Below are 20,134 nucleotides of genomic sequence, written 5' to 3'. Positions count from 1 at the left end.
GGACAGCGCGTGGCGACCGGACAGAACGACCCCGAGCGGCGGGAGCGCATCATCACCGCCGCGCTCGACCTGATCGCGGCCGAGGGGGTCGCCGGGACCTCGCACCGCAAGGTCGCCGCGCGTGCCGGGGTGCCCCTCGGCTCGATGACGTACCACTTCGCCGGCATGGACGAGCTGCTGCGGGAGGCGTTCACCCGCTTCTCCAGCGGTATCGTCGCCGTCTTCGAGGAGCGTCTGGGCGCCGCGACCACGCAGGACGAGGCCCGGGAGGCGGTCGCCGATCTGGTGCACCATCTGTCCGGCGGCAATCAGCGCGAACTGGTCCTCACGCACGAGCTGTACACCCTCGCCGCCCGCAAGCCCGCCTACCGCGAGCTGACCCGCGAGTGGATGCGCCGCAGCCGGGTCGCCCTGGAGTGGCACTTCGACCCGGCGACGGCCCGTCAGCTCGACGCGCTGATCGAGGGCCTTTCCATCCACCGCGCGCTGGAAACCGAACCGCACGACCGCGCGCTGACCGTCGAGGCCATCGCCCGCATCACGCGCGCCTGACCCGCACCCACAGCTCCTGGCCGGCACCCCACCTGACCAAGGTGCCGGCCAGGTCACCCGTCACGCACCGGCCGCCCGGGCCAGCACGCACACCTGGGGCCACCTCGTGCCCGGGGTGGTCAGCCGGGCGGTGAGGGTGAACCCGGCCTCTTCGAGTTGTCCGACAACCCGGTCGGTGGACAGCAGGTGGATGGCGTACGCGAATCCGCCGGCCCGCTTCTCCGAGACATAGGGCTCCCCGTTCCCGGCGTGGAACCCCAGCAGCAGCCGGCCGCCGGGGGCCAGGGCGCGGCGGAACTCCGCGAAGAGGGGCGGGAGCAGGTCCGGCGGGGTGTGCAGGATGGACCACCAGGCGACGATCCCGCCGAGGCCGCCGTCCGGCAGGGCGAGCGCGCCCATCGTTCCGGTCTCGAAGCGCAGCTCCGGGTGGCGGCGCCGGGCGATCTCCACCATGCGCGGCGACACGTCCACCCCGTGGGCGTTCAGCCCGAGGCCGGCCAGATGAGCCGTCACATGGCCCGGTCCGCAGCCGAGATCGGCGACGGGGAGCCCGCCGCCCGCGCGGACCTCCTCCGCGAACGCGCCGATCAGCGCGCGCCCCGGCACGTCCTCGGCGAAGAGGCCGGGGACGCGGGCGGCGTAGTCCTCGGCGACGGTGTCGTAATAGGCGCGGGTCGCGTCGAGTTCGGTCATCCGTACGACCCTACGGGGTGGGTTACGCCGGTGAGGGCCGGGTACCCCGCGCTCCCCGGCAGTCACCGCCAGTTCCTGAACACACGAGCACGCCGAACTGGCCACAGAGCGGGCCAATTGCCGTGCCGCAGACATTATTTGTTGCGCACGACGTGGTTCGGTTCAGGCTTCCGACGCACACCTCTTGACGTGTCCCGGGTAACAGCGGAACCATCAACACCCACCGGAGAGCGCTCTCTGAACGTTTCACCGGACTGTTCGTGGCGTCACCCGCACCAAGACCCAGGAGACGTACGTCCATGCACCTTCCCCCCACGGAAGCCCCCACAACACCCCCCACATCCACCCCCACCGCACCATCCCGCCGCAAGCGCCGGGGCAGGGCCCTCGGGTTCGCCGCGTTCGCCGTATCGCTACTCATGGCCGTCCCCGCGGCGCAGACCGCTTTCGGGCAGGACGCGCAGGCCGTCGAGGGCGGTGGCGATCTCGGGCCGAACGTCCTGGTGTTCGATCCGTCGACGCCGGGCATTCAGGCCAAGGTCGACGAGGTCTTCGAGAAGCAGGAGTCGGCGCAGTTCGGTGACGGCCGCTACGCGCTGCTGTTCAAGCCGGGCACGTACGACAACATCAACGCGCAGATCGGCTTCTACACCTCGATCGCCGGTCTCGGCCTCAAGCCCGACGACACCACGTTCAACGGTGATGTCACCGTGGACGCGGGCTGGTTCAACGGGAACGCCACGCAGAACTTCTGGCGTTCGGCGGAGAACCTGGCGCTGAACCCGGTCAACGGCACCGACCGCTGGGCCGTGTCGCAGGCCGCGCCGTTCCGGCGGATGCACGTCAAGGGCGGGCTCAACCTCGCCCCGAACGGCTACGGCTGGGCCAGCGGCGGGTACATCGCCGACAGCAAGATCGACGGGCAGGTCGGCCCGTACTCGCAACAGCAGTGGTACACCCGTGACAGCTCCATCGGCAGCTGGGGCAACGGCGTCTGGAACATGACGTTCTCCGGCGTCGAGGGCGCACCGGCACAGAGCTTCCCCGAACCGCCCTACACCACACTCGAAAACACCCCCGTCTCCCGGGAGAAGCCGTTCCTCTACCTGGACGGCAACGACTACAAGGTGTTCGTCCCCGCCAAGCGCACCAACGCGCGCGGCGTCTCCTGGAACGGCACCCCGCAGGGCGACTCCATCCCGCTGAGCCAGTTCTACGTCGTCAAGCCGGGGGCCACCGCCGCCACCATCAACGCGGCCGTCCAGCAGGGCCTGCACCTGCTGTTCACACCCGGCATCTACCACGTGAACCAGACGATCAACATCGACCGCGCCGACACCGTCGTGCTGGGCCTCGGCCTGGCGACGATCATCCCGGACAACGGAGTCACCGCCCTCAAGGTCGGTGACGTGGACGGCGTGAAGCTGGCCGGCCTCCTCATCGACGCCGGCACCACCAACAGCGACACCCTGGTCGAGGTCGGCCCCGACGGCGCCTCCGCGAACCACTCCGCCAACCCGACCAGCGTCCAGGACGTGTTCGTCCGGGTCGGCGGCGCGGGCGCCGGCAAAGCGACCACGGGCATGGTGATCAACAGCAACGACACGATCATCGACCACACCTGGCTGTGGCGCGCCGACCACGGCGAGGGCATCGGCTGGGACACCAACCGCTCCGACTACGGCCTCCAGGTCAACGGCGACAACGTCCTGGCCACCGGACTCTTCGTCGAACACTTCAACAAGTACGACGTCCGCTGGTCCGGCGAGAACGGCAAGACCATCTTCTTCCAGAACGAGAAGGCATACGACGCCCCCAACCAGGCCGCCGTGCAGAACGGCGACATCAAGGGCTACGCCGCCTACAAGGTGGACGACTCGGTCAACACCCACGAAGGCTGGGGACTCGGCAGCTACTGCTACTTCAACGTCGACCCGAGCATCCGCCAGGACCACGGCTTCGAAGCCCCGGTCAAGACGGGCGTGAAATTCCACGACCTGATCGTCGTCTCACTCGGCGGCCAGGGACAGTACAACCACGTCATCAACGACACAGGTGCACCGACCTCGGGTACGGAGACCGTCCCGTCGCAGGTGGTGTCGTTCCCGTAGAACGGTGACAAATACGGGACTCCGTTCGCCGGAGTCCTCCGCGAGGACGCCCGCTCCGTCACTTCCGACGGGGCGGGCGTCGTCGTGTCAGGGGCGGCCGCCCGCCAGCAGGGATTCGAGTCCGGCGAGCCCTTCCAGGACGAACGCACCCAGGCCGCGCACCCCGATGGTGTCGATCCAGCGCTCGAACGCGACCTTGAAGACGGCGATGCCCGCCTCGGCCGCCAGGCTCGCCGCCGGTTCGCTGACGCCGCGCGCCCGCAGGGCGTCCCTCAACGCCGCGGCGAGCGACGCGAGCTTGACCAGCTCGCGTTCCTGGAGCTCCGTGTTGGCCGCGATGATCCGCTGCCGCCGCATGGCCTGCGTATGCCGCTCGTCCAGCACGGCCGCGGCCGCCTGGAGCGCCGCCGCCACGGCGTCGATCGGGGGCGCGGTCGGGGGCGCCCCGGCGAGGCCGCTCACCATGCGCTCCTGGAGCAGGGCGGAGCCCGCGAACAGCACTTCACGCTTGTCCGCGTAGTGCCGGAAGAACGTGCGTTCCGTGAGCCCGGCCCGCTTGGCGATCTCGGTCACGGTCGTCTGCTCGTAACCCCGCTCGGCGTAGAGCTCCATGGCGGCCTGCTCCAGCCTGCCGCGTGCGTTCGGCTCCCATCGACCCATGCGGCGAGTCTATGGGATGACAGTCACTGACATCAGGAGTAGGCTGATGTCAGTCGCTGACATCGGGGTCCGGCAGCGTTCCCGCCGCCCGGATCGTCGGCCTGTTCCAGGAGGTCTCCTCATGCGTGTATTCATCACCGGCGCTTCCGGCTGGATCGGTTCCGCGGTCGTCCCCGAGCTCATCGGGGCAGGTCACCAGGTCGTCGGGCTCGCCCGTTCGGATGCATCGGCCGAGGCGCTGGCCGCCGCCGGGGCCGAGGTGCGGCGCGGATCGCTGGACGACCTGGACGTGCTGCGCGAGGCCGCCGCCGGCGCGGACGGGGTGCTCCACCTCGCGTTCAAGCACGACATCGCGTTCTCCGGGGACTTCCAGGGCGCCACCGACGCGGACCGGAAGGCCATCGACGCCTTCGGGTACGCGCTCGCCGGCTCCGGCAAGCCCTTCGTCATCGCGTCCGGGCTCCTCGGTCTCGCCCCCGGCCGGGTGGCGACCGAGGAGGACGGGCAGAGCGCCGACCCGGACGCGCCCGCCGGGGGCCCGGGCGGCCGCCAGGACAACGCGCGGGCGACGATCGCCCTCGCCTCCCGCGACGTCCGCTCGTCCGTCGTCCGGCTGCCCCCGACGGTCCACGGCGACGGGGACCGGGGCTTCGTGGCCTCCCTCGTCGCCACCGCCCGCGCCAAGGGCGTCTCCGGCTACGTCGGTGACGGCTCCCAGCGCTGGCCGGCCGCCCACCGAGAGGACGCCGCGCACCTGTTCCGGCTGGCCCTGGAGCAGGCCCCCGCCGGCTCCACGCTGCACGCGGCGGCCGAGGAGGGCGTCGTGCTGCGGTCCGTCGCCGAGACCATCGGCCGCCACCTCGGCGTCCCCACGGCCTCCGTCGCCCCCGAGGACGCGCCCGGCCACTTCGGCCGGCTGGCCGGCATGGTGAGTCTCGACTCACCCGCCGCCGGCACGCTGACCCGCGAACGCTTCGGCTGGCAGCCGGCCGGGCCCGGGCTCATCGAGGACCTGGACCAGGGGCACTACTTCGGCGCGCCCGGGGCGTAACACGTACGCTCGCCGCCCTCACTGATCGCGGCGGTGCACCGCGCACACCGCCACGGCCCCCGCGACCAGCGCCCACAGGGCGTAGACGCTCCAGGCGCCCGCCTCCGACCACGGGTAGAGCTCGGCCGGGGGTTGCGGAAGGGCGCCGCCCGCCAGCCGGTCCCAGGCGCTGAACGGCAGGGTGTGCCGGAGCACCGCCGTCAGGTGACGGCGGTCGCTGAGGACCATCGGGAGCAGGAGCAGCACCACCACGCACGCCACGGTCGACGTCCCCGTGTGCCGGATCACCGTGCCGAGCGCGAGGCCCGCGAGCGCGGCGACCGGGGCGAGCAGCGCGGAGGCGGCGAGGACCTGGAGCGTTCCGGGGTCGCCGAGGTCCACGGAGGCGCCGCGTCCGGACAGGATCGCCCGGGTCGAGGCGAAGGAAGCGGCGGCGACGAGCACGCCGAAGACCGTGGTGACGGCGGCGAGCACGAGAACCTTGGCGGCCATCACCGAGCGCCGGGCGGGTACGGCGGTGAACGTCGTGCGGATCAGCCCGGTCCCGTACTCGCCGGTGACCGACACGGCTCCGATCGCGGCCAGCGCCAGGACCAGCACCAGGGCGGAGTTGTCGGTGAAGGCGTCGACCAGCGCCAGCCGGTGGCTGACGAAGAACTCCTGGCTGCCCTTGTCGTACTGGTACCAGTACTTGTAGTGGTCGTAGGCCGTACCGGCGTTGAACGCGACGACGGCCAGCGCGCCGATCACGTACAGCCAGGGCGTCGAGCGCAGCGACCACGTCTTCAGCCACTCGGCGGCGATCAGGTCGGTGAAACGCGCGCGGGTCTCGTCGCACGTGACGGGGGTGGCGGTCGCCGTGGTCATCGGGGGGCTCCTGCCGGGTACTGGACGCTGTCCGCGGTGAGTTCCATGAACGCCTCCTCCAGCGAGGCGCCGAGGGTGGTCAGTTCGTGGAGCAGGACCCGGTGGCGCAGGGCGAGTTCGCCGATGCGCTCGGCGGGGAGCCCGGTCACGGTGAGCCGTTCGCCGTCCCCGGTCACCGCGGCGCCCTCGGCGGTGAGCAGCGGCGACAGGTCCGCCGCGTCCGGGGTGCGTACGGTGACAGTGCGGCGGGTGGAGCGGGCGGCGAACGCGGTCAGGCTCTCGGCCGCGATGAGCGCGCCGCGCCCGATGACGACGAGCCGGTCGGCGGTGTGCTCCATCTCGGTCATCAGGTGGCTGGAGACGAAGACGGTGCGGCCTTCGGCGGCGAGCCGGCGGAAGAGTCCGCGCACCCACAGCACGCCTTCCGGATCCAGGCCGTTGAGGGGTTCGTCGAAGAGCAGGACGGGCGGATCGCCGAGCAGGGCCGTGGCGATGCCGAGGCGCTGGCGCATCCCGAGCGAGAAGCCGCCGACGCGCCGGCGGGCCGCTGCCGCGAGGCCGACCTCTTCGAGGATCACGTCGGCCCGGGCGCGGGGGATGCCGTTGCTCCGGGCCAGCACGGCGAGGTGGGCGCGGGCGGTCCGGCCGCCGTGGACGTCGCCCGCGTCGAGCAGGGCGCCGACGTGGCGCAGTCCGCGTGGGTGGTCGCGGAAGGGGCGGCCCCGGACGGTGGCCGTTCCGGCGGTCGGCTCGACCAGGCCGAGGAGCATGCGCAGGGTGGTGGTCTTCCCCGCCCCGTTGGGCCCGAGGAAGCCGGTCACCTCGCCCGGCCGGACGGTGAAGGTCAGGTCGTCCACGGCGGTGGCGCCGCCGTATCGCTTGGTCAGTCCGTTGACTTCGATCACGGACCCCACCCTGCGGGCCGCGACCGGGCGGTGTCGTCGGGCCGTCGCTGACATCCGGGCGCGGCCGTCTGCACCCGTGGGTGTACAACCGTGGGCCGATGTGCGGGGGTTCGGGGCTGGTTACGCTCTGCACATGTCCAGCTCACCCGTGCTGCCCCTACTCAAGCGCGTCCCACCCGGTGCGTGGGTGGCGGCTGCCTGGTTCGCGGGCATGGTGCTGACCCTGCTGATGCGGGTGCGACTGCCCGGCGAGCAGCAGGCGTCGATCCTGCCCGGGGTCCTCTTCTACCGCTGGGACGGTCTGCTGACCCATCTGCTGTCCACCGCACTGCTCGTGGCCGGCTGCCTGTGGCTCACCCGGCGGCCGCTGGGCGCCATGGCGGTGCTGCTCGCCGCCTCCGCGCTCGCCACGATGCCGCTCGGGGTCGCGGAGATACCCCTGGCGCAGTTCCTGGCCGTCGATCTCGCCCTGTACTTCACGGCCGCCGCCCGCCCCTTGCGCACGGGCGTCCTCGCCCTCGTCATGTCGGTGACCGTCCTGGTTGCGTTCGTCGGCGGCCGGGCGCTCTCCGGGTGGCCCGCCGGAACGTCGGCGGAGCTGGCCGTCGCCCTGGTGGCGGTCGTCGCATGGCTGATGGGCCGCTTCGTGTACGAGAGCCGCAGGCACGACGCGGACCTGACGGCCCGCGCCACGGACCGGGCCCTCGTCGCCGAACGGCTGCGCATCGCCCGCGAGATGCACGACATGGTGGCCCACAGCGTCGGCATCATCGCCCTCCAGGCGGGCGCCGCGGCCAGGGTTGTGCACACCCAGCCGGAGGCCGCCCGCGAGGCGATGAGCGCGGTGGAGACGGCGGGCCGGGAGACGCTGTCCGGGCTGCGCCGAATGCTGGGCGCGCTCCGCGAGACCTGGCCCGGTCAGGACACGGCGGAACGCGAGAACGCCCCCCTCCGCCCCACCGAGGGCCTGCCCGACATCGACCGCCTGGCCCGGACCACGACCGCCGCCGGGGTCCGGGTCGAGGTGGACTGGCGGGGGGAACGGCGTCCGCTGCCGCCCGAGTTGGAGCTGTCGGCGTTCCGAATAGTCCAGGAGTCGGTCACCAACGTGGTACGCCATGCGGAGACCGACGCCTGCCGGGTCCGTGTCGAGTACGGCGAGGAGGAGCTGACCGTCGAGGTCACGGACCGGGGGCGGGGCCCTGATCGTGGCGCCGGTCGTGGCGCGGGGCGCGGCGCGGCCCCCGGGTTCGGCCTGGCCGGGATGCGGGAGCGGGTGGCCCTGCTGCACGGCGAGTTCACCGCCGGCCCGGGCCCGGGCGGGGGCTTCCGGGTGACTGCTTGTCTGCCGGTGCCCGGGCGGGAGCCCGCGCGGGAGGCGATACCCGTGCCGCCGGAGCCGGAGCCGATACCGGCACGGGGAGCGGCGCTATGAGCGGCGGCCGGCAGCCCGGAGCCCCCGTCGGCGCGCCCCTCGACGCCGCCCGGGGCGTGGCCGGTGCGGAGGACGGCGGGGCGCCCGCCCCTCCCCCGGTCCGCGTCGTGCTCGCGGACGATCAGCCGTTGGTGCGGGCCGCGTTGCGCATGGTCATGGCGGACACCCCGGATATCGAGGTGGCCGGCGAGGCGGGGACGGGAGAGGAGGCGGTTCGGCTGGTCGCGCGGCTGGCCCCCGATGTCGTGGTGATGGACATCCGGATGCCCGGCATGGACGGCATCGAGGCCACCGAGCGCATCACCGCGCAGGGCGGCGAGACGCATGTGGTGGTCCTGACGACGTTTGACGACGACGATTACGTGTACGGGGCGCTGCGCGCCGGCGCGGCCGGGTTCCTGGTCAAGGACATGGCGCTGGACGACATCCTGGCGGCGGTCCGGGTGGTGGCCTCCGGGGACGCCCTGATCGCGCCGGGCGTCACCCGGCGGCTGATCAAGGAGTTCGCGGCCCGGCCCTCGCCCTCCGCCCCGGCTCCGGCACCGCTGACCGCGATCACCGGCCGGGAGCGGGAGGTGCTGGTCCTGGTCGGCGGCGGGCTCTCGAACGCGGAGATCGCGGAGCGCCTGGTCATCAGCGTCGCCACGGCGAAGACGTATCTCACCCGGCTGCTCGCCAAGTTGGGGGCGCGGGACCGGGTGCAGCTGGTCATCATCGCGTACGAGGCGGGGCTGGTGTCCCCGGGCCGGTGACGCCGCCCTCGGCCACGCCGGTGCCCCGTCTAGAGCCAGCCCTTCTCCCTCGCCATGCGGACCGCTTCGGCCCGGTTGCGGGCGGCGAGTTTCTGGATGGCCGTGGAGAGGTAGTTGCGGACGGTGCCCTGGGAGAGGTGGAGGGAGGCGGCGATCTCCGCGTTGGTCGAGCCGTCCGCGGCGGTGCGCAGCACCTCGCGTTCGCGGTCGGTGAGGGGGTTCGCGCCGTCGGCGAGGGCGGCGGCGGCCAGGCCGGGGTCGATGACGCGTTCGCCGGCGAGCACCTTGCGTACCGCTTCCGCGAGCTGGGACGCGGGGGCGTCCTTGACGAGGAAGGCGTCGGCGCCGGACTCCATGGCGCGGCGCAGATAGCCGGGCCGGCCGAACGTCGTGACGACGACGACCTTCACGTCCGGCAGGGCCTCGCGGAGCAGGGCCGTCGCCTCGATCCCGGTCATGCCGGGCATCTCGATGTCCAGGAGGGCCACGTCGACGGAGTGTTCCCGGGCCGCCGCCAGGACCTCGTCGCCGCGGGCGACCTGCGCGACCACCTCGATGTCCGGTTCCAGGCCGAGGAGCGCCGCCAGGGCCTCGCGCACCATGGACTGGTCCTCCGCGAGGAGAAGTCTGATCATGCTCATTCCGCGGATCCTAGGCCGGATTCGAACGGAACGCTGAGGACCATGGTGAAGCCTTTGCCCGAACGGGGCTGGGTGGCCCGGGTGGTGAGGGTGCCGTCCACGGAGGCCAGGCGTTCGGTGAGGCCGGTGAGGCCGTTGCCGGGCGTGGTTCCGGTGCCGCCCCGGCCGTCGTCGGCGACGGTGAGTTCGAGCACCCGGCCGTCCAGCGTCTGGCGGGGCGTCAGGGTCACCGTGCAGCGGCGCGCACCACTGTGGCGTACGACATTGGTGACCGCCTCCCGCAGCCCCCAGGCCAGCACCTCCTCCGCCTCCTCGGGCAGCCCCTCGGGGACGTCGGCCGGGATGTCGGCGTCGACTCCGGCGGCGGCCAGCGCGGTGCGGGCCCCGGCCAGTTCGCCGGGGAGCGTCGGCCTGCGGTATCCGGTGACGGCGCTGCGTACGTCCACCAGGGCCTGGCGGCTGACCTGTTCGATGTCCGCGACCTGGGCGGCCGCCAGCTCGGGCCGGTCGGGGAGCATCCGGCCGGCCAGCTCGCTCTTGAGGGTGATCAGCGAGAGGGAGTGGCCGAGCAGGTCGTGCAGGTCGCGGGCGAGCCGCAGCCGCTCCTCGTTGGCGGCGAGCTGCGCGACGGTGGCCCGGGCCTGGCGCAGCTCGATCGTGGTGCGGATCATCTGCCGGATACCGGTCATCGCGAAGCCGCCGAGCAGCGCCGGGAAGACCAGGGCCGTGATGGTCTCGCGGGGGCTCTCGTAGGTCAGGCCGATGGCCACCAGGACGGCGGTGACGGCCGGGATCAGCCAGCGCGCGGTCCGCAGCGGCAGCGTGGCGCCGACCGAGACCGACACGTACACGAACAGGACCAGCCAGGGCCTGCCGAGGGTCAGCGACATCAGCACCGCGACCGCCCCGAGGAAGGCGATCGACGCCCGCACCCGGAAGGGGTCGAGCGCCTTCGACGTGTGCCGGAAGACCAGCACCAGATAGGCGCCGACGAAGACCAGCAGCCCGAGGACGCCGAGCGCGGTCGCCCACGGGGTGTGGTTGCCGTCGGCGAGGTCCTTGACCGGCGCGCTCATGAAGGCGAGCCAGATCCCGATCCACAGCAGCTTGGCCCCGGCCTGCCGGGCGGTCGTTGGCGGCCGCCCGAGCCCCACCGACGTCTCGTCGTCGTTCACGCCTTCAAGGTGTCCTTCCGGTAGAGCCAGGCCGCGCCGCCCGCGAAGAGCAGGAAGTAGACACAGAGGACGGCGACGTCCTTGGCGTGCGGCGCGCCGCCCATTTCGACGGCCTGGCCGAGTGCAGCGTACGCGTGTGTGGGAAGCCACTCGGAGATGTTCTGGAGCCACTGCGGGAAGGTCGCGGTGGGCATCCAGAGGCCGCCGAGGATGGAGAGCCCGAAGTAGATGATCATCGTGATCGGGCGGACCGCGTCCCCGCTGGCGAGGTAGCCGATGGCGACGCCGAGCGCGGCGAAGACCAGGGAGCCGGCCCAGATGACGCCGGTCAGCGCGAACCACTGCCAGGCGTCGAAGCGGACGTGTTTGACCGAGGCGGCGACGAGGAAGACCACGACGATGCATGGCAGGGTGACCATGGCGGCGCTGGCGATCTTCGCCAGGACGTAGCCCCGGCCGGGCAGCGCGGTCAGCCGCAGCTGGCGCACCCAGCCCTTCTCGCGCTCCTTGGCGATGCGCTCGCTGTTGCCCATGAGGACGGCGGTCAGCGCGCCGAAGGAGGCCATGGAGACCATGAAGAAGGACTGGAGGGTCAGATCGGTGTGCGGGATCTTGTCGGTGTCGTTCTGGGTACCGGAGATCAGCAGGTAGATCACCGACGGGTAGATGACCGAGAAGAACATGAACTTCTTGTTCCGCAGGGTGCGGGTGACTTCGAGCCGGATCAGGGCCCCGGAAAAAAGATTCAGCATGGGGTCTTGGCCTCCTCGGCCTCGGTGATGGCGACGAATGCCTGTTCCAGGCCGAGTCCGGCGACTTCCAGTTCACGCGGGTAGAGGCCGAGGCCGTAGACCGCGTGGACGGTCGCGTCGGCGTTGTGGGACTGGATGCGCACCCGGCGGCCGTTGACGTCGAGCGAGGCGAGGAACGGCAGGGCGCGCAGGGCGTCCTGGTCGATCGCGCCCTCCAGCTCGAAGGAGATCCGGCGGGCCCCGGCCTTCGCCTTGATCTCGGCGGCGGTGCCGTCGGCGAGGAGGCGGCCCTTGTGCAGGACCAGGACGCGGTCGGCGATCGCGTCGGCCTCTTCCAGGTAGTGCGTGGCGAACAGGACGGTACGGCCCTGCTCGGCCTGCTCGCGCATGGTGGCCCAGAACGCCTGGCGGGCGGTGACGTCCATGCCGGTCGTCGGCTCGTCCAGGACGATGAGGTCGTTGGCGCCGGCGGTGGCGAGCGCGAACCGTACGCGCTGCTCCTGGCCGCCGGAGAGCTTGTTGACCATCCGGCCGGCGATCGACGCGACGCCCGCCCGGGCCAGCACGTCGCCGACCGGGTGCGGGCGCGGGTGCAGATCGCAGGCGAGCCGGACCAGTTCCTCGACGGTGACGTCCTCCATCAGGCCGCCGCTCTGGAGCATGGCGCCGACCCGGCCGGCCTTGATGGCCTCCTGCGGGGTGGTGCCGAAGAGGCTGACCGTGCCGGAGTCGGCGGTGCGCAGGCCGAGGAGGAGGTCGAGGGTGGAGGACTTGCCGGCGCCGTTGGGGCCGAGGAGCGCCACGGTCTCGCCGGGATGCAGGTCCAAGGTGAGCCCGTCGACGGCGCGTACGTCCCCGTAGACCTTGCTGACCTGGTCGAAGCTGACCACCGCTGTCCTCGTCGCGGTCGCTCCGGTGGCTGTCGTTGTCATGCGTCCAGCCTGACGGACCGGGGGGTGTGCGCGGCAGGGTCAGCGGTCGTGCATCCGGGATGACAGATGTCATGTGCCGGGGATGACGGGCGTACGGGAGCGGGTGTACGGGGGCAAGCGGGTGTACGGGGGTCTGCTGCGGGGAAGCCGCCGCGCCGGCCGGGGTCCGGTTCCGCCTGTTTACGCCGCCGCCCCCGGCCGGGGTCCGGTCGGGGGCGGGTGGGCCGTGGTGCGGGCGGGTCAGCCGTTGCCGTCGAGGTCGATGGTGACCGTGCGCTCGGCGGGGGTCTTCCCCAGCAGCGCGCCCTTCATCGCGTAGGCCACGTCGTCCGCGCTGAGCTGGTGCTTCTTGCCGTCACCCTTGGTGATCATGATGCCGTCGAAGACACCGGCGCAGAGCCGGTCGATCGCTTCCTTGTCGTAGACGTCGACCAGCTTCCCGTCGACCGCCTTCATCGACAGGATCTGCGGCAGCGACTTCGCCGGGCCGAACGGGATCTGCTTGCCGCCGGCCCTGATGGTGACCAGGCCGGACATCGCGGGCTCCGCGAACTCCTTCATCGCCCGGTCCAGTTCGGCCTGGGTGATGGTGGGTTCCTTGGTGACCACGGGCAGTTCGACGGTCCTGGCGCTGCCGGTCTCGACCTGGGCGCGGTAGGCGTCCCGGACGGAGCCCATCGACTTGTTGACGTCGATCGTCTTGCCGGACTTGCCCGGTACGGCGACGGCCTTGCCGGGCTCGAACCTGATGGTCCCGTCCTTCACGGTGCCGGAGCCGCCGGCCAGGTCCTGGAGCGCGACGCCCAGCTTCTCCTCGTCCACCGGGAAGACCGGCTCGACGGTCCGCTCGCCGCCGAACAGCGAGCCGATGACGGAGACCGGGTTGTAGTCGCTGCCGGCCGCGGCGCGCACGGTGGCCTGGCTGTCCAGGGAAAGCCCGGCCTTGTCCGGGGCGAGCTGCGTCTCCTTGCCGTCCACGGTCAGCTTGAGCGGGGTCGCGGCGCGCTTGGCGAGCGCGGCGTCCAGCTTCTCGACGCCGTCCTCCTTGGTGCCGCCGCCGATGTCGACGCCGAGGACGGTGGTGCCCTTGGGCACGTCGGAGTGGTTCATCAGGAGTCCGGCGCCGTACGCGACACCGAGCAGGCAGACGACCGCCGCGCCGAGCAGGACCAGCTTCGAGCGGCCCTTCTTGGCGGGCGCGGGCTTCGGCGCGGGCCGGGCCGCGGCGGCCGGCTTCGGCGCCGCGCTTCCGGGGCCCCCGGGGCCACCCGGTCCACCCGGCCCGGTGCCCATCGGGTCGCCCGGGATGCTCCGGCCGCCGGGCACGACGGGGATGCCGCTGTTCAGCGTGTCACCCGAGACGTTGCCGCCGGGGCCGCCCGGGGGCGGGGCGAACTGCGGGGTGAGGATCGCGGTGTCGTCGGACATGCGCGGCGGCACACCGCCCTGCCCTGGGCCGCCCGTGTTCAGCGGACCGGGGCCCGGAGGGAACGGGCCGGGGCCCGGCGGGAAGGGACCGGGGCCGTCGAGGTTCGGGGTGAGCGGCGAACTTCCGGCCGCCGGGCCCGTGGTGGGGCCGGCCGGGCCGGGCGTACGCACGCCGAGGTCGGGGGTGGCACGCGGGCCGCCGGGGCCCTCGCCGGGCCCCTCCGGGAAGTCGCGCTGCGGCCCGTCCGAGAAGTACGGCAGGTCGGTACGGGGGCCGGAGGGCGGGGAGACACGGCCGGGCCCGCCGGGTCCGGGTGCGCCCGGACCAGCGGGGCTGTTGGGGGCACCGGGCCCACCCGTAACACCAGGCCCGCCCGGCCCACCAGCACCGCCAGGCCCGCCGGAAGCACCAAGCCCACCGGGAGCACCCGACGCACCCGCGCCACCCACCCCCGGGAAGCCCGCCCCATCCGTGTCGCCGGGGCCGTCGCTCGTCGGCGGCTTCGCGGCTGCCGGGGGCTTGCGCGGGGCGAACCAGTCGCTGCCGCCGCTCTTCTCCTTGGCCGGCTTCTCCGGCTCCGCCGGACCCGCGTCGTCGCCGGACTCCGCGGCCGGTGCGTGGGGCGTCTGCGGTGCGCCGCCCGGCGCGGAGGCGCCCGGACGCGGGGTCGAGCCGGTGCGCTCGCCCTCGCTCTCGGCGTCACTCATGGGCGTACGCATGACAACAGGCGGGATGGGGCGCGAGCCCGGGATGTTGATCCGGATGCGCGTCGTCAGCGTCGTCTCGGTCTTCGGCTCGTCGGGCAGGCCCGCGCCGTCGGGTTCCCGGGACCCTTCCGGGGCGTCCTGCGACGGGTGCGTCGACGGATACTGGCGGGATCCGTACGGCGGCGTACCCGAGGGGTACGCGGCTCCTCCGCGGCCCTGGGGCCCGGAGGACGAACTGTCAGTTTCACGACTCAAAGCAGGTTCTCCCGATTGGCTCCGCCGCCCGTACTTCCCCCGTGCCACAGCCCGGGCGCGCGAACCACCATACTGGCCGCCGCCGGTACACACCCCGCGACCGGGGGAAACGACCGCGCACCCGCCGGGCGGGCACAAGGCGTTACGGGACCGGACGGAGCACATTACTTGGCAGGTCGGCCGCTTTCGGACCGCTGCCCGGATGATCGCGGCATGGTGGCGCAGATCACAGCGATGCCCATTCCGCCCAGCATGAAGAGCCCGAGGCCGAGCGCGTCACCGAAGACATAGTCCCCTTCGGGCCGCCCGCTGAGCAGAAAGACGATCGAAATCAGCCACCCCGCCGCCGGCGCCACAGCCCCGGGCTGGGTGCCCGTCAGCGTGCGCCCGCCATGGAAGAGGCCGGCCGCCGCCGCCAGCGCGATGAGCAGGCCGCCGGGGAACCAGGCGGCCTGGACGAGCGTTCCGGCGATGCCCACGACGGCGCCGAGGACCGCGAGCCCGAACAGGGCGGCGATCCGGGCGGGGTTGAGGGGTGCGGCCAGACCACTGGCCGGAATGTCCCGCTTCTGTGCGCTCGTCCGGTCGCCGCCGGCCCGCGCCCTGCTGTCGCTCATCGGTCCGCCCCCGGCACACCCGCGAAGAGATCGCGTTCGCGTTCGCCCGCCGGGGCGCCCGGCGTGCCGCTGACCAACTCGTAGTACTCCGTGGTGAAGACGGGCTGCCCGAGATCGTTCGACAGGGCGAACCAGGGCCCCTGGACGGCGATCTGGGTGGCGTGCGCCCGCATCGCGGCGGTCTTCGCGGCCTCGTATCCGGCGCCGTCGATCACGGTGGTGATCCGGTCGTCGTCCACCACACCCGGTACGTCGCCGATCGCGGCGATCCCCGGGAACGCGTCCGGGGCCTGGGCGCGCAGCGCGGCGAAGCCCTCCTCGGCGACCGGGCGCGGCACCCGGTTCCAGTAGACCTTCGCGACGGTGTGCGGGGCGCCGGAACCGGGCCGGTGCGCGGCGTCGGCGGCCAGCTCCGCGGCGCGGGTGGCGACGCGGTGGGCCTGGATGTGGTCGGGGTGCCCGTAGCCCCCGTCGGGGTCGTACGTCACCAGGACCTGGGGGCGCACCTCGCGGATGACGGCGGCGAGGTGTCCGGCGGCCTCGTCCACATCGGCGGACCAGAAGGCGCCGGGGCGGCTGTTCTGCTCGGCGCCCATCATCCCGGAGTCCCGGTAGCGGCCGGGCCCGCCGAGGAAGCGGTGGTCGGTGACGCCCAGCTCCTTCATGGCCGCCGCGAGTTCGCCGCCGCGGTACGGGCCCAGGGCGTCGTCGCGGTCGGCGGCGAGCCGGGCGAGCGAGGGCGGGATGATCTCGCCCTCCTCGCCGAGCGTGCAGGTCACCAGCGTGACCAGGGCGCCCTCGGCCGCGTACCTGGCCATGGTGGCGCCGTTGTTGATCGACTCGTCGTCCGGGTGCGCGTGCACCAGGAGCAGCCGCCGGGCGGGAAGGTCCGTCATGGGGACCACCCTACGAGCCGGCGGCACGAGCGCCCGCCGACGGGTGACCGGGTCAGAACTTGATGCCGCCGATCATGCCCGCCACATTCGTGGTCAGCTCCGAGATGGTGGGTGCGATGGACGAACTGGCGAGATAGAAACCGAGCAGCGCGCAGACGACCGCATGTCCTCCCTTCAGTCCGGACTTCCGGATCAGCAGGAAGACGATGATCGCCAGCAGCACCACCGCCGAAATCGAGAGCGCCACGGCGGTTCACCTCCATCTGTACGGTCGGGACGGGCAGCACGCATGGAGCCAGCAGGTTCATACCCACCGAGCGCTACGGATCATAACTATCCGTGGCAACGCATTGTTCGGGGCACAGCAGCACGAGGGGCGCACGGACGGGCGCGGGTCGATAGGTTCGGCGCATGACTTCGTCAGAGATCACGTTTCCGCTCCAGCAGGCCCGGACCATGAGATTCACCCTCGGGGCACCCCGTGCGTTCACGGTGTCACCCGACGGTGGACGCGTGGTCTACCTGCGCTCGGCTTCGGGTACGGACCGCTCGGGGCAGCTCTGGGCGCTGGACCTGGACGAGGGCTCCGGACCGCGAGAACGCCTGGTCGCCGATCCGCAGGCGCTGCTGGGCGGTTCACCGGAGCGTCTGTCGGCGCAGGAGCGCGCCCGGCGGGAGCGCAGCCGCGAGGGCTCCTCGGGGATCGTGGGCTACGCGCTGGACGGGGCCGCCGAGTTGGCCGCGTTCGCGCTCTCGGGGAAGGTGTACGTCGCCGATCTGGGCGCGGGCACGGCGCGCGCACTGCCCGTTCCCGGCCCGGTGATCGATCCGCGCCCCTCCCCGGACGGGCGACACGTCGCCTATGTGTCCAAGGGTGCCCTGCGCGTGGTCGGGGTGGACGGCGCGGCGGACCGGGCGCTCGCGGAGCCGGAGGACGGCCATGTCACGTACGGGCTCGCGGAGTTCATCGCGGCCGAGGAGATGCACCGCTTCCAGGGCTTCTGGTGGTCGCCGGACTCGGACCGGCTGCTCGTGGCCCGGGTGGACGACAGCCCCATCCAGCGGTGGTGGATCGCGGACCCCGCGCACCCGGAGCGCAAGCCTGCCGAGGTCGCGTACCCGGCGGCGGGCACGCCCAACGCGGAGGTGGGGCTCCAGGTCGTGGACCTGGCCGGCAAGCGCACCGAAGTGGTGTGGGACCGAGAGCGGTTCCCGTATCTGGCGCGGGTGCACTGGTCCTCGTACGGGGCTCCGCTCCTTCTCGTCCAGGCCCGGGACCAGCGGAGCCAGCTGTATCTGGCGGTGGACCCGGAGACCGGGGCGACCCGGACCGTGCACGCGGACGAGGACCCGGTCTGGCTGGAGCTGTTCTCCGGGGTGCCCGCGTGGGCGCCGGACGGGCGGCTCGTGCGGATCACGGACGAGGGCGGGGCGCGGCGGCTCGCGGTCGGCGACCGGACGCTGACCCGGGGCCGGCTGCACATCCAGTCGGTGCTGGACATCGGGGACTCCGATGTCCTGGTGTCGGCGTCGGCGGGCGAGACGGCGGACGAGCCGGAGACCGGCGAGACCCATGTGTACCGGGTCAACGAGCTGGGTGTGGAGCGGGTCTCCGAGGGCGTCGGGGTGCATACGGCGGTCCGGTCGGGCCGGGTGACGGTGCTGGTCTCGGCGGTGCCGGAGCGGCCCGGGTCGACGGCGCGGGTGCTGCGGGACGGCAAGGAGGTCGCCGTCGTGGAGAACCGTGCGGAGCGCCCCGTGCTGACCGCGCGGCCGGTGTTCACCGAAGGGGGCGCACGGCGGATTCCGTGCGCCGTGTTGCTCCCCACCGGGTACTCGGAGTCGGACGGTCCGCTTCCGGTCCTCATGGACCCGTACGGCGGACCGCACGGCCGGCGGGTCGCGGCCGCCCACAACCCGCATCTCACCTCGCAGTGGTTCGCGGACCAGGGCTTCGCGGTGATCGTCGCGGACGGGCGCGGCACGCCCGGTCGCTCGCCGGCCTGGGAGAAGGCGGTCAAGGACAATCTGACCCTCAGCCTGGACGACCAGGTGGACGCCCTGCACGCGCTCGCGGACCGCTTCCCGCTGGATCTGGACCGGGTGGCCATCCGGGGCTGGTCGTTCGGCGGCTTCCTGGCCGGGCTGGCCGCGCTGCGGCGGCCGGACGTCTTCCACGCGGCGGTGGTCGGCGCCCCGGTGACCGACCAGCGGCTCTACGACACCCACTACTCCGAGCGCTACCTGGGCGACCCGGCGCGGAGCCCGGAGGTGTACGCGTACAACTCGCTGATCACCGACGAGGGGCTGTCGCACGCGGCCGAGCAGGTACGGCCCATGATGATCATCCACGGGCTCGCGGACGACAACGTGGTCGTCGCGCACAGCCTGCGGCTGTCCTCGGCGCTGCTGGCCGCGGGCCGGCCGCACGAGGTGCTGCCGCTCAGCGGGGTGACCCATATGACCCCGCAGGAGAACGTGGCCGAGAATCTGCTGCTGCTCCAGGTGGACTTCCTGAAGCGGTCGCTGGGGCTCTGAGGGGGCGGTCCCGGCTACCAGCCGGGCGGCGGCTGCGAGGGCGGCGGGGGCGGGCCGAAGCCGCCGCCGCCCTGCGGGTGGCCGTAGCCGGGCCGCTGTCCGAGGTGCGGGGGCGTGGCCGGTGTGGGGCCCCAGCCCGGTCCGGTGCCGGTCCAGGGGTCCTGGCCCGGGGCGCGGACCGGGCCCGGCACGGCGAGGGCGATGAGCGCGGCCAGGGCGGCGAGCACCTGGAAGAACGAGCTGAGCAGGCTGAGCTGGAACTCGGTCGACAGGTCGCCGAAGCGGTCCAGCATGTCGTAGTGCACGATCCGGACCACCCCGAACACCCCGCCGGGCAGCAGCACCGCCGCGGCCACCAGGCCGAACGGGCGGGCGTGCGGGGCCCGGGCCACGGCGCTGATCCCGGCGAACCCGCAGAACAGGGCGAGCATCACGGTGCCCCAGCCCGGCGGCGGACCGGTCAGATACTGCGCGATCCGGTCACCGCCCACGTACCAGTCGGGGAAGAACCCGGGGTCCCGGGCGACCTGGCGGATCTCCCAGGCGATCAGCACGGCCCCGCCGCCGCACAGCGCCAGGAAGGCCGACACGCCCGCGCCGGGGCCCGGACCGGCCGGGGTCCGCTCGTAGGAGTCGGCGGGCGGCCGGCGGCCCGCCCCGGCGGTGATGATCATCGCGACGGCCGCGGCGATGGCGACGAACGCGCAGATCAGGGCCCGGGAGCGCAGGTCGTCGGAGTACGCGGCGGCCATCCGGCGGTTGTCGATGGTCCAGAGCCCGGGGAGCCGCACGGTGACGGTGACCACCCCGGCGGCGACGAGCGCGGACGCGGCGGACGCGGCGCGGAGCGCGGCCACGGCGACGGCCACGTACACCACGAACAGCACGAGGTCCGTGCCCGAGGTGGTGGGGACGGTCGGCAGCCGGGCGTCGTACAGCCCGGACCAGTACCGCCACACTTGGCCGAATCCCAGCGCGTCGACGTCCCGTATCAGCCAGCACGCGACGATCACCGCCAGTACGGCGGACAGAGCGGCTCCGGTGACTCTTGCTCCGCGGGTGAGTATCACACCGGCGATACTTCCGTGCGTCCGCGCTCCGGACAAGGGGGCCCGCGCAGCCGCCTGTACGGCGACCGGCCGGGGGGCGTCACACCCCGCCGGCCG

The 20,134-nt window shown here is 72.8% G+C and carries 19 protein-coding genes; 6 read left to right on the top strand and 13 right to left on the bottom strand.

All coding sequences use genetic code 11. The features are described 5' to 3' along the window. Nucleotides 1-9: 9 nt before the first annotated feature. Nucleotides 10-552: a TetR/AcrR family transcriptional regulator gene (locus OG338_RS20280; RefSeq protein WP_018520906.1), complete on the top strand. Its 543-nt coding sequence runs from the start codon at nucleotides 10-12 to the stop codon at nucleotides 550-552. Nucleotides 553-612: 60 nt separating this feature from the next. Here OG338_RS20280 and OG338_RS20275 read toward each other — a convergent pair whose 3' ends face one another. After that, nucleotides 613-1,245, bottom strand: a complete 633-nt coding sequence (locus OG338_RS20275) for a class I SAM-dependent DNA methyltransferase (RefSeq protein WP_405938675.1) — start codon at nucleotides 1,243-1,245, stop codon at nucleotides 613-615. 299 nt (nucleotides 1,246-1,544) lie between these two features. Between OG338_RS20275 and OG338_RS20270 the strand changes: the two genes are divergently transcribed. Continuing rightward, on the top strand, nucleotides 1,545-3,356 hold the full coding sequence (locus OG338_RS20270; RefSeq protein WP_405938674.1) for a coagulation factor 5/8 type domain-containing protein: 1,812 nt from the start codon (nucleotides 1,545-1,547) through the stop codon (nucleotides 3,354-3,356). Nucleotides 3,357-3,443: 87 nt separating this feature from the next. On the opposite strand, the gene OG338_RS20265 is transcribed toward OG338_RS20270, so the two are convergent. Continuing rightward, nucleotides 3,444-3,968, bottom strand: coding sequence for a helix-turn-helix domain-containing protein (locus OG338_RS20265; protein ID WP_405940480.1), 525 nt, complete (start codon nucleotides 3,966-3,968; stop codon nucleotides 3,444-3,446). A gap of 169 nt (nucleotides 3,969-4,137) precedes the next feature. Here OG338_RS20265 and OG338_RS20260 point away from each other — a divergent pair, with 169 nt between their 5' ends. Next, a complete protein-coding gene (locus tag OG338_RS20260) occupies nucleotides 4,138-5,067 on the top strand; it encodes an SDR family oxidoreductase (RefSeq protein ID WP_405938673.1) in 930 nt (309 codons plus the stop codon). 18 nt (nucleotides 5,068-5,085) lie between these two features. On the opposite strand, the gene OG338_RS20255 is transcribed toward OG338_RS20260, so the two are convergent. Further along, nucleotides 5,086-5,934, bottom strand: a complete 849-nt coding sequence (locus OG338_RS20255) for an ABC transporter permease subunit (RefSeq protein WP_405938672.1) — start codon at nucleotides 5,932-5,934, stop codon at nucleotides 5,086-5,088. Beyond that, nucleotides 5,931-6,839: an ABC transporter ATP-binding protein gene (locus OG338_RS20250; protein WP_405938671.1), complete on the bottom strand. Its 909-nt coding sequence runs from the start codon at nucleotides 6,837-6,839 to the stop codon at nucleotides 5,931-5,933. Before OG338_RS20250 ends, OG338_RS20255 begins: the two co-directional genes overlap by 4 nt. A 133-nt stretch (nucleotides 6,840-6,972) precedes the next feature. Here OG338_RS20250 and OG338_RS20245 point away from each other — a divergent pair, with 133 nt between their 5' ends. Then, the gene (locus OG338_RS20245; protein ID WP_405938670.1) at nucleotides 6,973-8,274 is read left to right on the top strand and encodes a sensor histidine kinase; all 1,302 of its coding nucleotides are present in this window, start codon (nucleotides 6,973-6,975) and stop codon (nucleotides 8,272-8,274) included. Then, nucleotides 8,271-9,026, top strand: coding sequence for a response regulator (locus tag OG338_RS20240; protein ID WP_405938669.1), 756 nt, complete (start codon nucleotides 8,271-8,273; stop codon nucleotides 9,024-9,026). Before OG338_RS20245 ends, OG338_RS20240 begins: the two co-directional genes overlap by 4 nt. Nucleotides 9,027-9,055: 29 nt before the next feature. Here the strand turns inward: OG338_RS20240 and OG338_RS20235 are convergent, their stop codons facing one another. The 8 genes from OG338_RS20235 to OG338_RS20200 all read right to left on the bottom strand — a co-directional run bounded on the left by OG338_RS20235 (nucleotide 9,056) and on the right by OG338_RS20200 (nucleotide 16,677). Beyond that, complete coding sequence (locus OG338_RS20235; protein WP_405938668.1) at nucleotides 9,056-9,667, bottom strand: response regulator transcription factor; 612 nt, start codon at nucleotides 9,665-9,667, stop codon at nucleotides 9,056-9,058. After that, nucleotides 9,664-10,842 carry a sensor histidine kinase gene (locus OG338_RS20230; RefSeq protein WP_405938667.1) on the bottom strand — a complete coding sequence of 393 codons (1,179 nt, stop codon included), beginning with the start codon at nucleotides 10,840-10,842 and terminating at the stop codon, nucleotides 9,664-9,666. The genes OG338_RS20235 and OG338_RS20230 overlap by 4 nt, the downstream gene beginning before the upstream one ends. Then, nucleotides 10,839-11,594 (bottom strand): ABC transporter permease, encoded by a 756-nt coding sequence (locus OG338_RS20225; RefSeq protein WP_405938666.1) that lies wholly within the window; start codon nucleotides 11,592-11,594, stop codon nucleotides 10,839-10,841. The genes OG338_RS20230 and OG338_RS20225 overlap by 4 nt, the downstream gene beginning before the upstream one ends. Beyond that, nucleotides 11,588-12,526, bottom strand: a complete 939-nt coding sequence (locus tag OG338_RS20220) for an ABC transporter ATP-binding protein (protein WP_405938665.1) — start codon at nucleotides 12,524-12,526, stop codon at nucleotides 11,588-11,590. The genes OG338_RS20225 and OG338_RS20220 overlap by 7 nt, the downstream gene beginning before the upstream one ends. A gap of 240 nt (nucleotides 12,527-12,766) precedes the next feature. Further along, nucleotides 12,767-14,662 (bottom strand): hypothetical protein, encoded by a 1,896-nt coding sequence (locus OG338_RS20215; protein WP_405938664.1) that lies wholly within the window; start codon nucleotides 14,660-14,662, stop codon nucleotides 12,767-12,769. A 419-nt stretch (nucleotides 14,663-15,081) separates the two neighbouring features. Then, complete coding sequence (locus OG338_RS20210) at nucleotides 15,082-15,534, bottom strand: DUF6113 family protein (RefSeq protein WP_405938663.1); 453 nt, start codon at nucleotides 15,532-15,534, stop codon at nucleotides 15,082-15,084. Then, nucleotides 15,531-16,430 (bottom strand): N-acetyl-1-D-myo-inositol-2-amino-2-deoxy-alpha-D-glucopyranoside deacetylase, encoded by a 900-nt coding sequence (gene mshB, locus OG338_RS20205; RefSeq protein ID WP_405938662.1) that lies wholly within the window; start codon nucleotides 16,428-16,430, stop codon nucleotides 15,531-15,533. Before mshB ends, OG338_RS20210 begins: the two co-directional genes overlap by 4 nt. A gap of 52 nt (nucleotides 16,431-16,482) precedes the next feature. Continuing rightward, nucleotides 16,483-16,677, bottom strand: coding sequence for a hypothetical protein (locus OG338_RS20200; RefSeq protein WP_018100847.1), 195 nt, complete (start codon nucleotides 16,675-16,677; stop codon nucleotides 16,483-16,485). Nucleotides 16,678-16,886: 209 nt separating this feature from the next. Between OG338_RS20200 and OG338_RS20195 the strand changes: the two genes are divergently transcribed. Next, on the top strand, nucleotides 16,887-18,968 hold the full coding sequence (locus OG338_RS20195) for an alpha/beta fold hydrolase (protein WP_405940479.1): 2,082 nt from the start codon (nucleotides 16,887-16,889) through the stop codon (nucleotides 18,966-18,968). 14 nt (nucleotides 18,969-18,982) lie between these two features. Here the strand turns inward: OG338_RS20195 and OG338_RS20190 are convergent, their stop codons facing one another. Continuing rightward, the gene (locus OG338_RS20190; RefSeq protein ID WP_405938661.1) at nucleotides 18,983-20,038 is read right to left on the bottom strand and encodes a hypothetical protein; all 1,056 of its coding nucleotides are present in this window, start codon (nucleotides 20,036-20,038) and stop codon (nucleotides 18,983-18,985) included. Nucleotides 20,039-20,134: the final 96 nt, after the last annotated feature.

This window comes from Streptomyces sp. NBC_00726, assembly GCF_045161735.1.
GTDB lineage: Bacteria > Actinomycetota > Actinomycetes > Streptomycetales > Streptomycetaceae > Streptomyces.
The sequence above is the reverse complement of the archived record's forward strand: the minus strand, read 5'-3'. Positions and strand labels throughout refer to the sequence as shown.

Bases quoted from the DNA above. Each gene is read 5' to 3' on its own strand.
- OG338_RS20275 (WP_405938675.1), bottom strand. From the start codon at position 1,245: ATGACCGAACTCGACGCGACCCGCGCCTATTACGACACCGTCGCCGAG.
- OG338_RS20270 (WP_405938674.1), top strand. From the start codon at position 1,545: ATGCACCTTCCCCCCACGGAAGCCCCCACAACACCCCCCACATCCACC.
- OG338_RS20265 (WP_405940480.1), bottom strand. From the start codon at position 3,968: ATGGAGCTCTACGCCGAGCGGGGTTACGAGCAGACGACCGTGACCGAG.
- OG338_RS20260 (WP_405938673.1), top strand. From the start codon at position 4,138: ATGCGTGTATTCATCACCGGCGCTTCCGGCTGGATCGGTTCCGCGGTC.
- OG338_RS20255 (WP_405938672.1), bottom strand. From the start codon at position 5,934: ATGACCACGGCGACCGCCACCCCCGTCACGTGCGACGAGACCCGCGCG.
- OG338_RS20245 (WP_405938670.1), top strand. From the start codon at position 6,973: ATGTCCAGCTCACCCGTGCTGCCCCTACTCAAGCGCGTCCCACCCGGT.
- OG338_RS20240 (WP_405938669.1), top strand. From the start codon at position 8,271: ATGAGCGGCGGCCGGCAGCCCGGAGCCCCCGTCGGCGCGCCCCTCGAC.
- OG338_RS20235 (WP_405938668.1), bottom strand. From the start codon at position 9,667: ATGAGCATGATCAGACTTCTCCTCGCGGAGGACCAGTCCATGGTGCGC.
- OG338_RS20225 (WP_405938666.1), bottom strand. From the start codon at position 11,594: ATGCTGAATCTTTTTTCCGGGGCCCTGATCCGGCTCGAAGTCACCCGC.
- OG338_RS20220 (WP_405938665.1), bottom strand. From the start codon at position 12,526: ATGACAACGACAGCCACCGGAGCGACCGCGACGAGGACAGCGGTGGTC.
- OG338_RS20215 (WP_405938664.1), bottom strand. From the start codon at position 14,662: ATGAGTGACGCCGAGAGCGAGGGCGAGCGCACCGGCTCGACCCCGCGT.
- OG338_RS20210 (WP_405938663.1), bottom strand. From the start codon at position 15,534: ATGAGCGACAGCAGGGCGCGGGCCGGCGGCGACCGGACGAGCGCACAG.
- mshB (WP_405938662.1), bottom strand. From the start codon at position 16,430: ATGACGGACCTTCCCGCCCGGCGGCTGCTCCTGGTGCACGCGCACCCG.
- OG338_RS20195 (WP_405940479.1), top strand. From the start codon at position 16,887: ATGAGATTCACCCTCGGGGCACCCCGTGCGTTCACGGTGTCACCCGAC.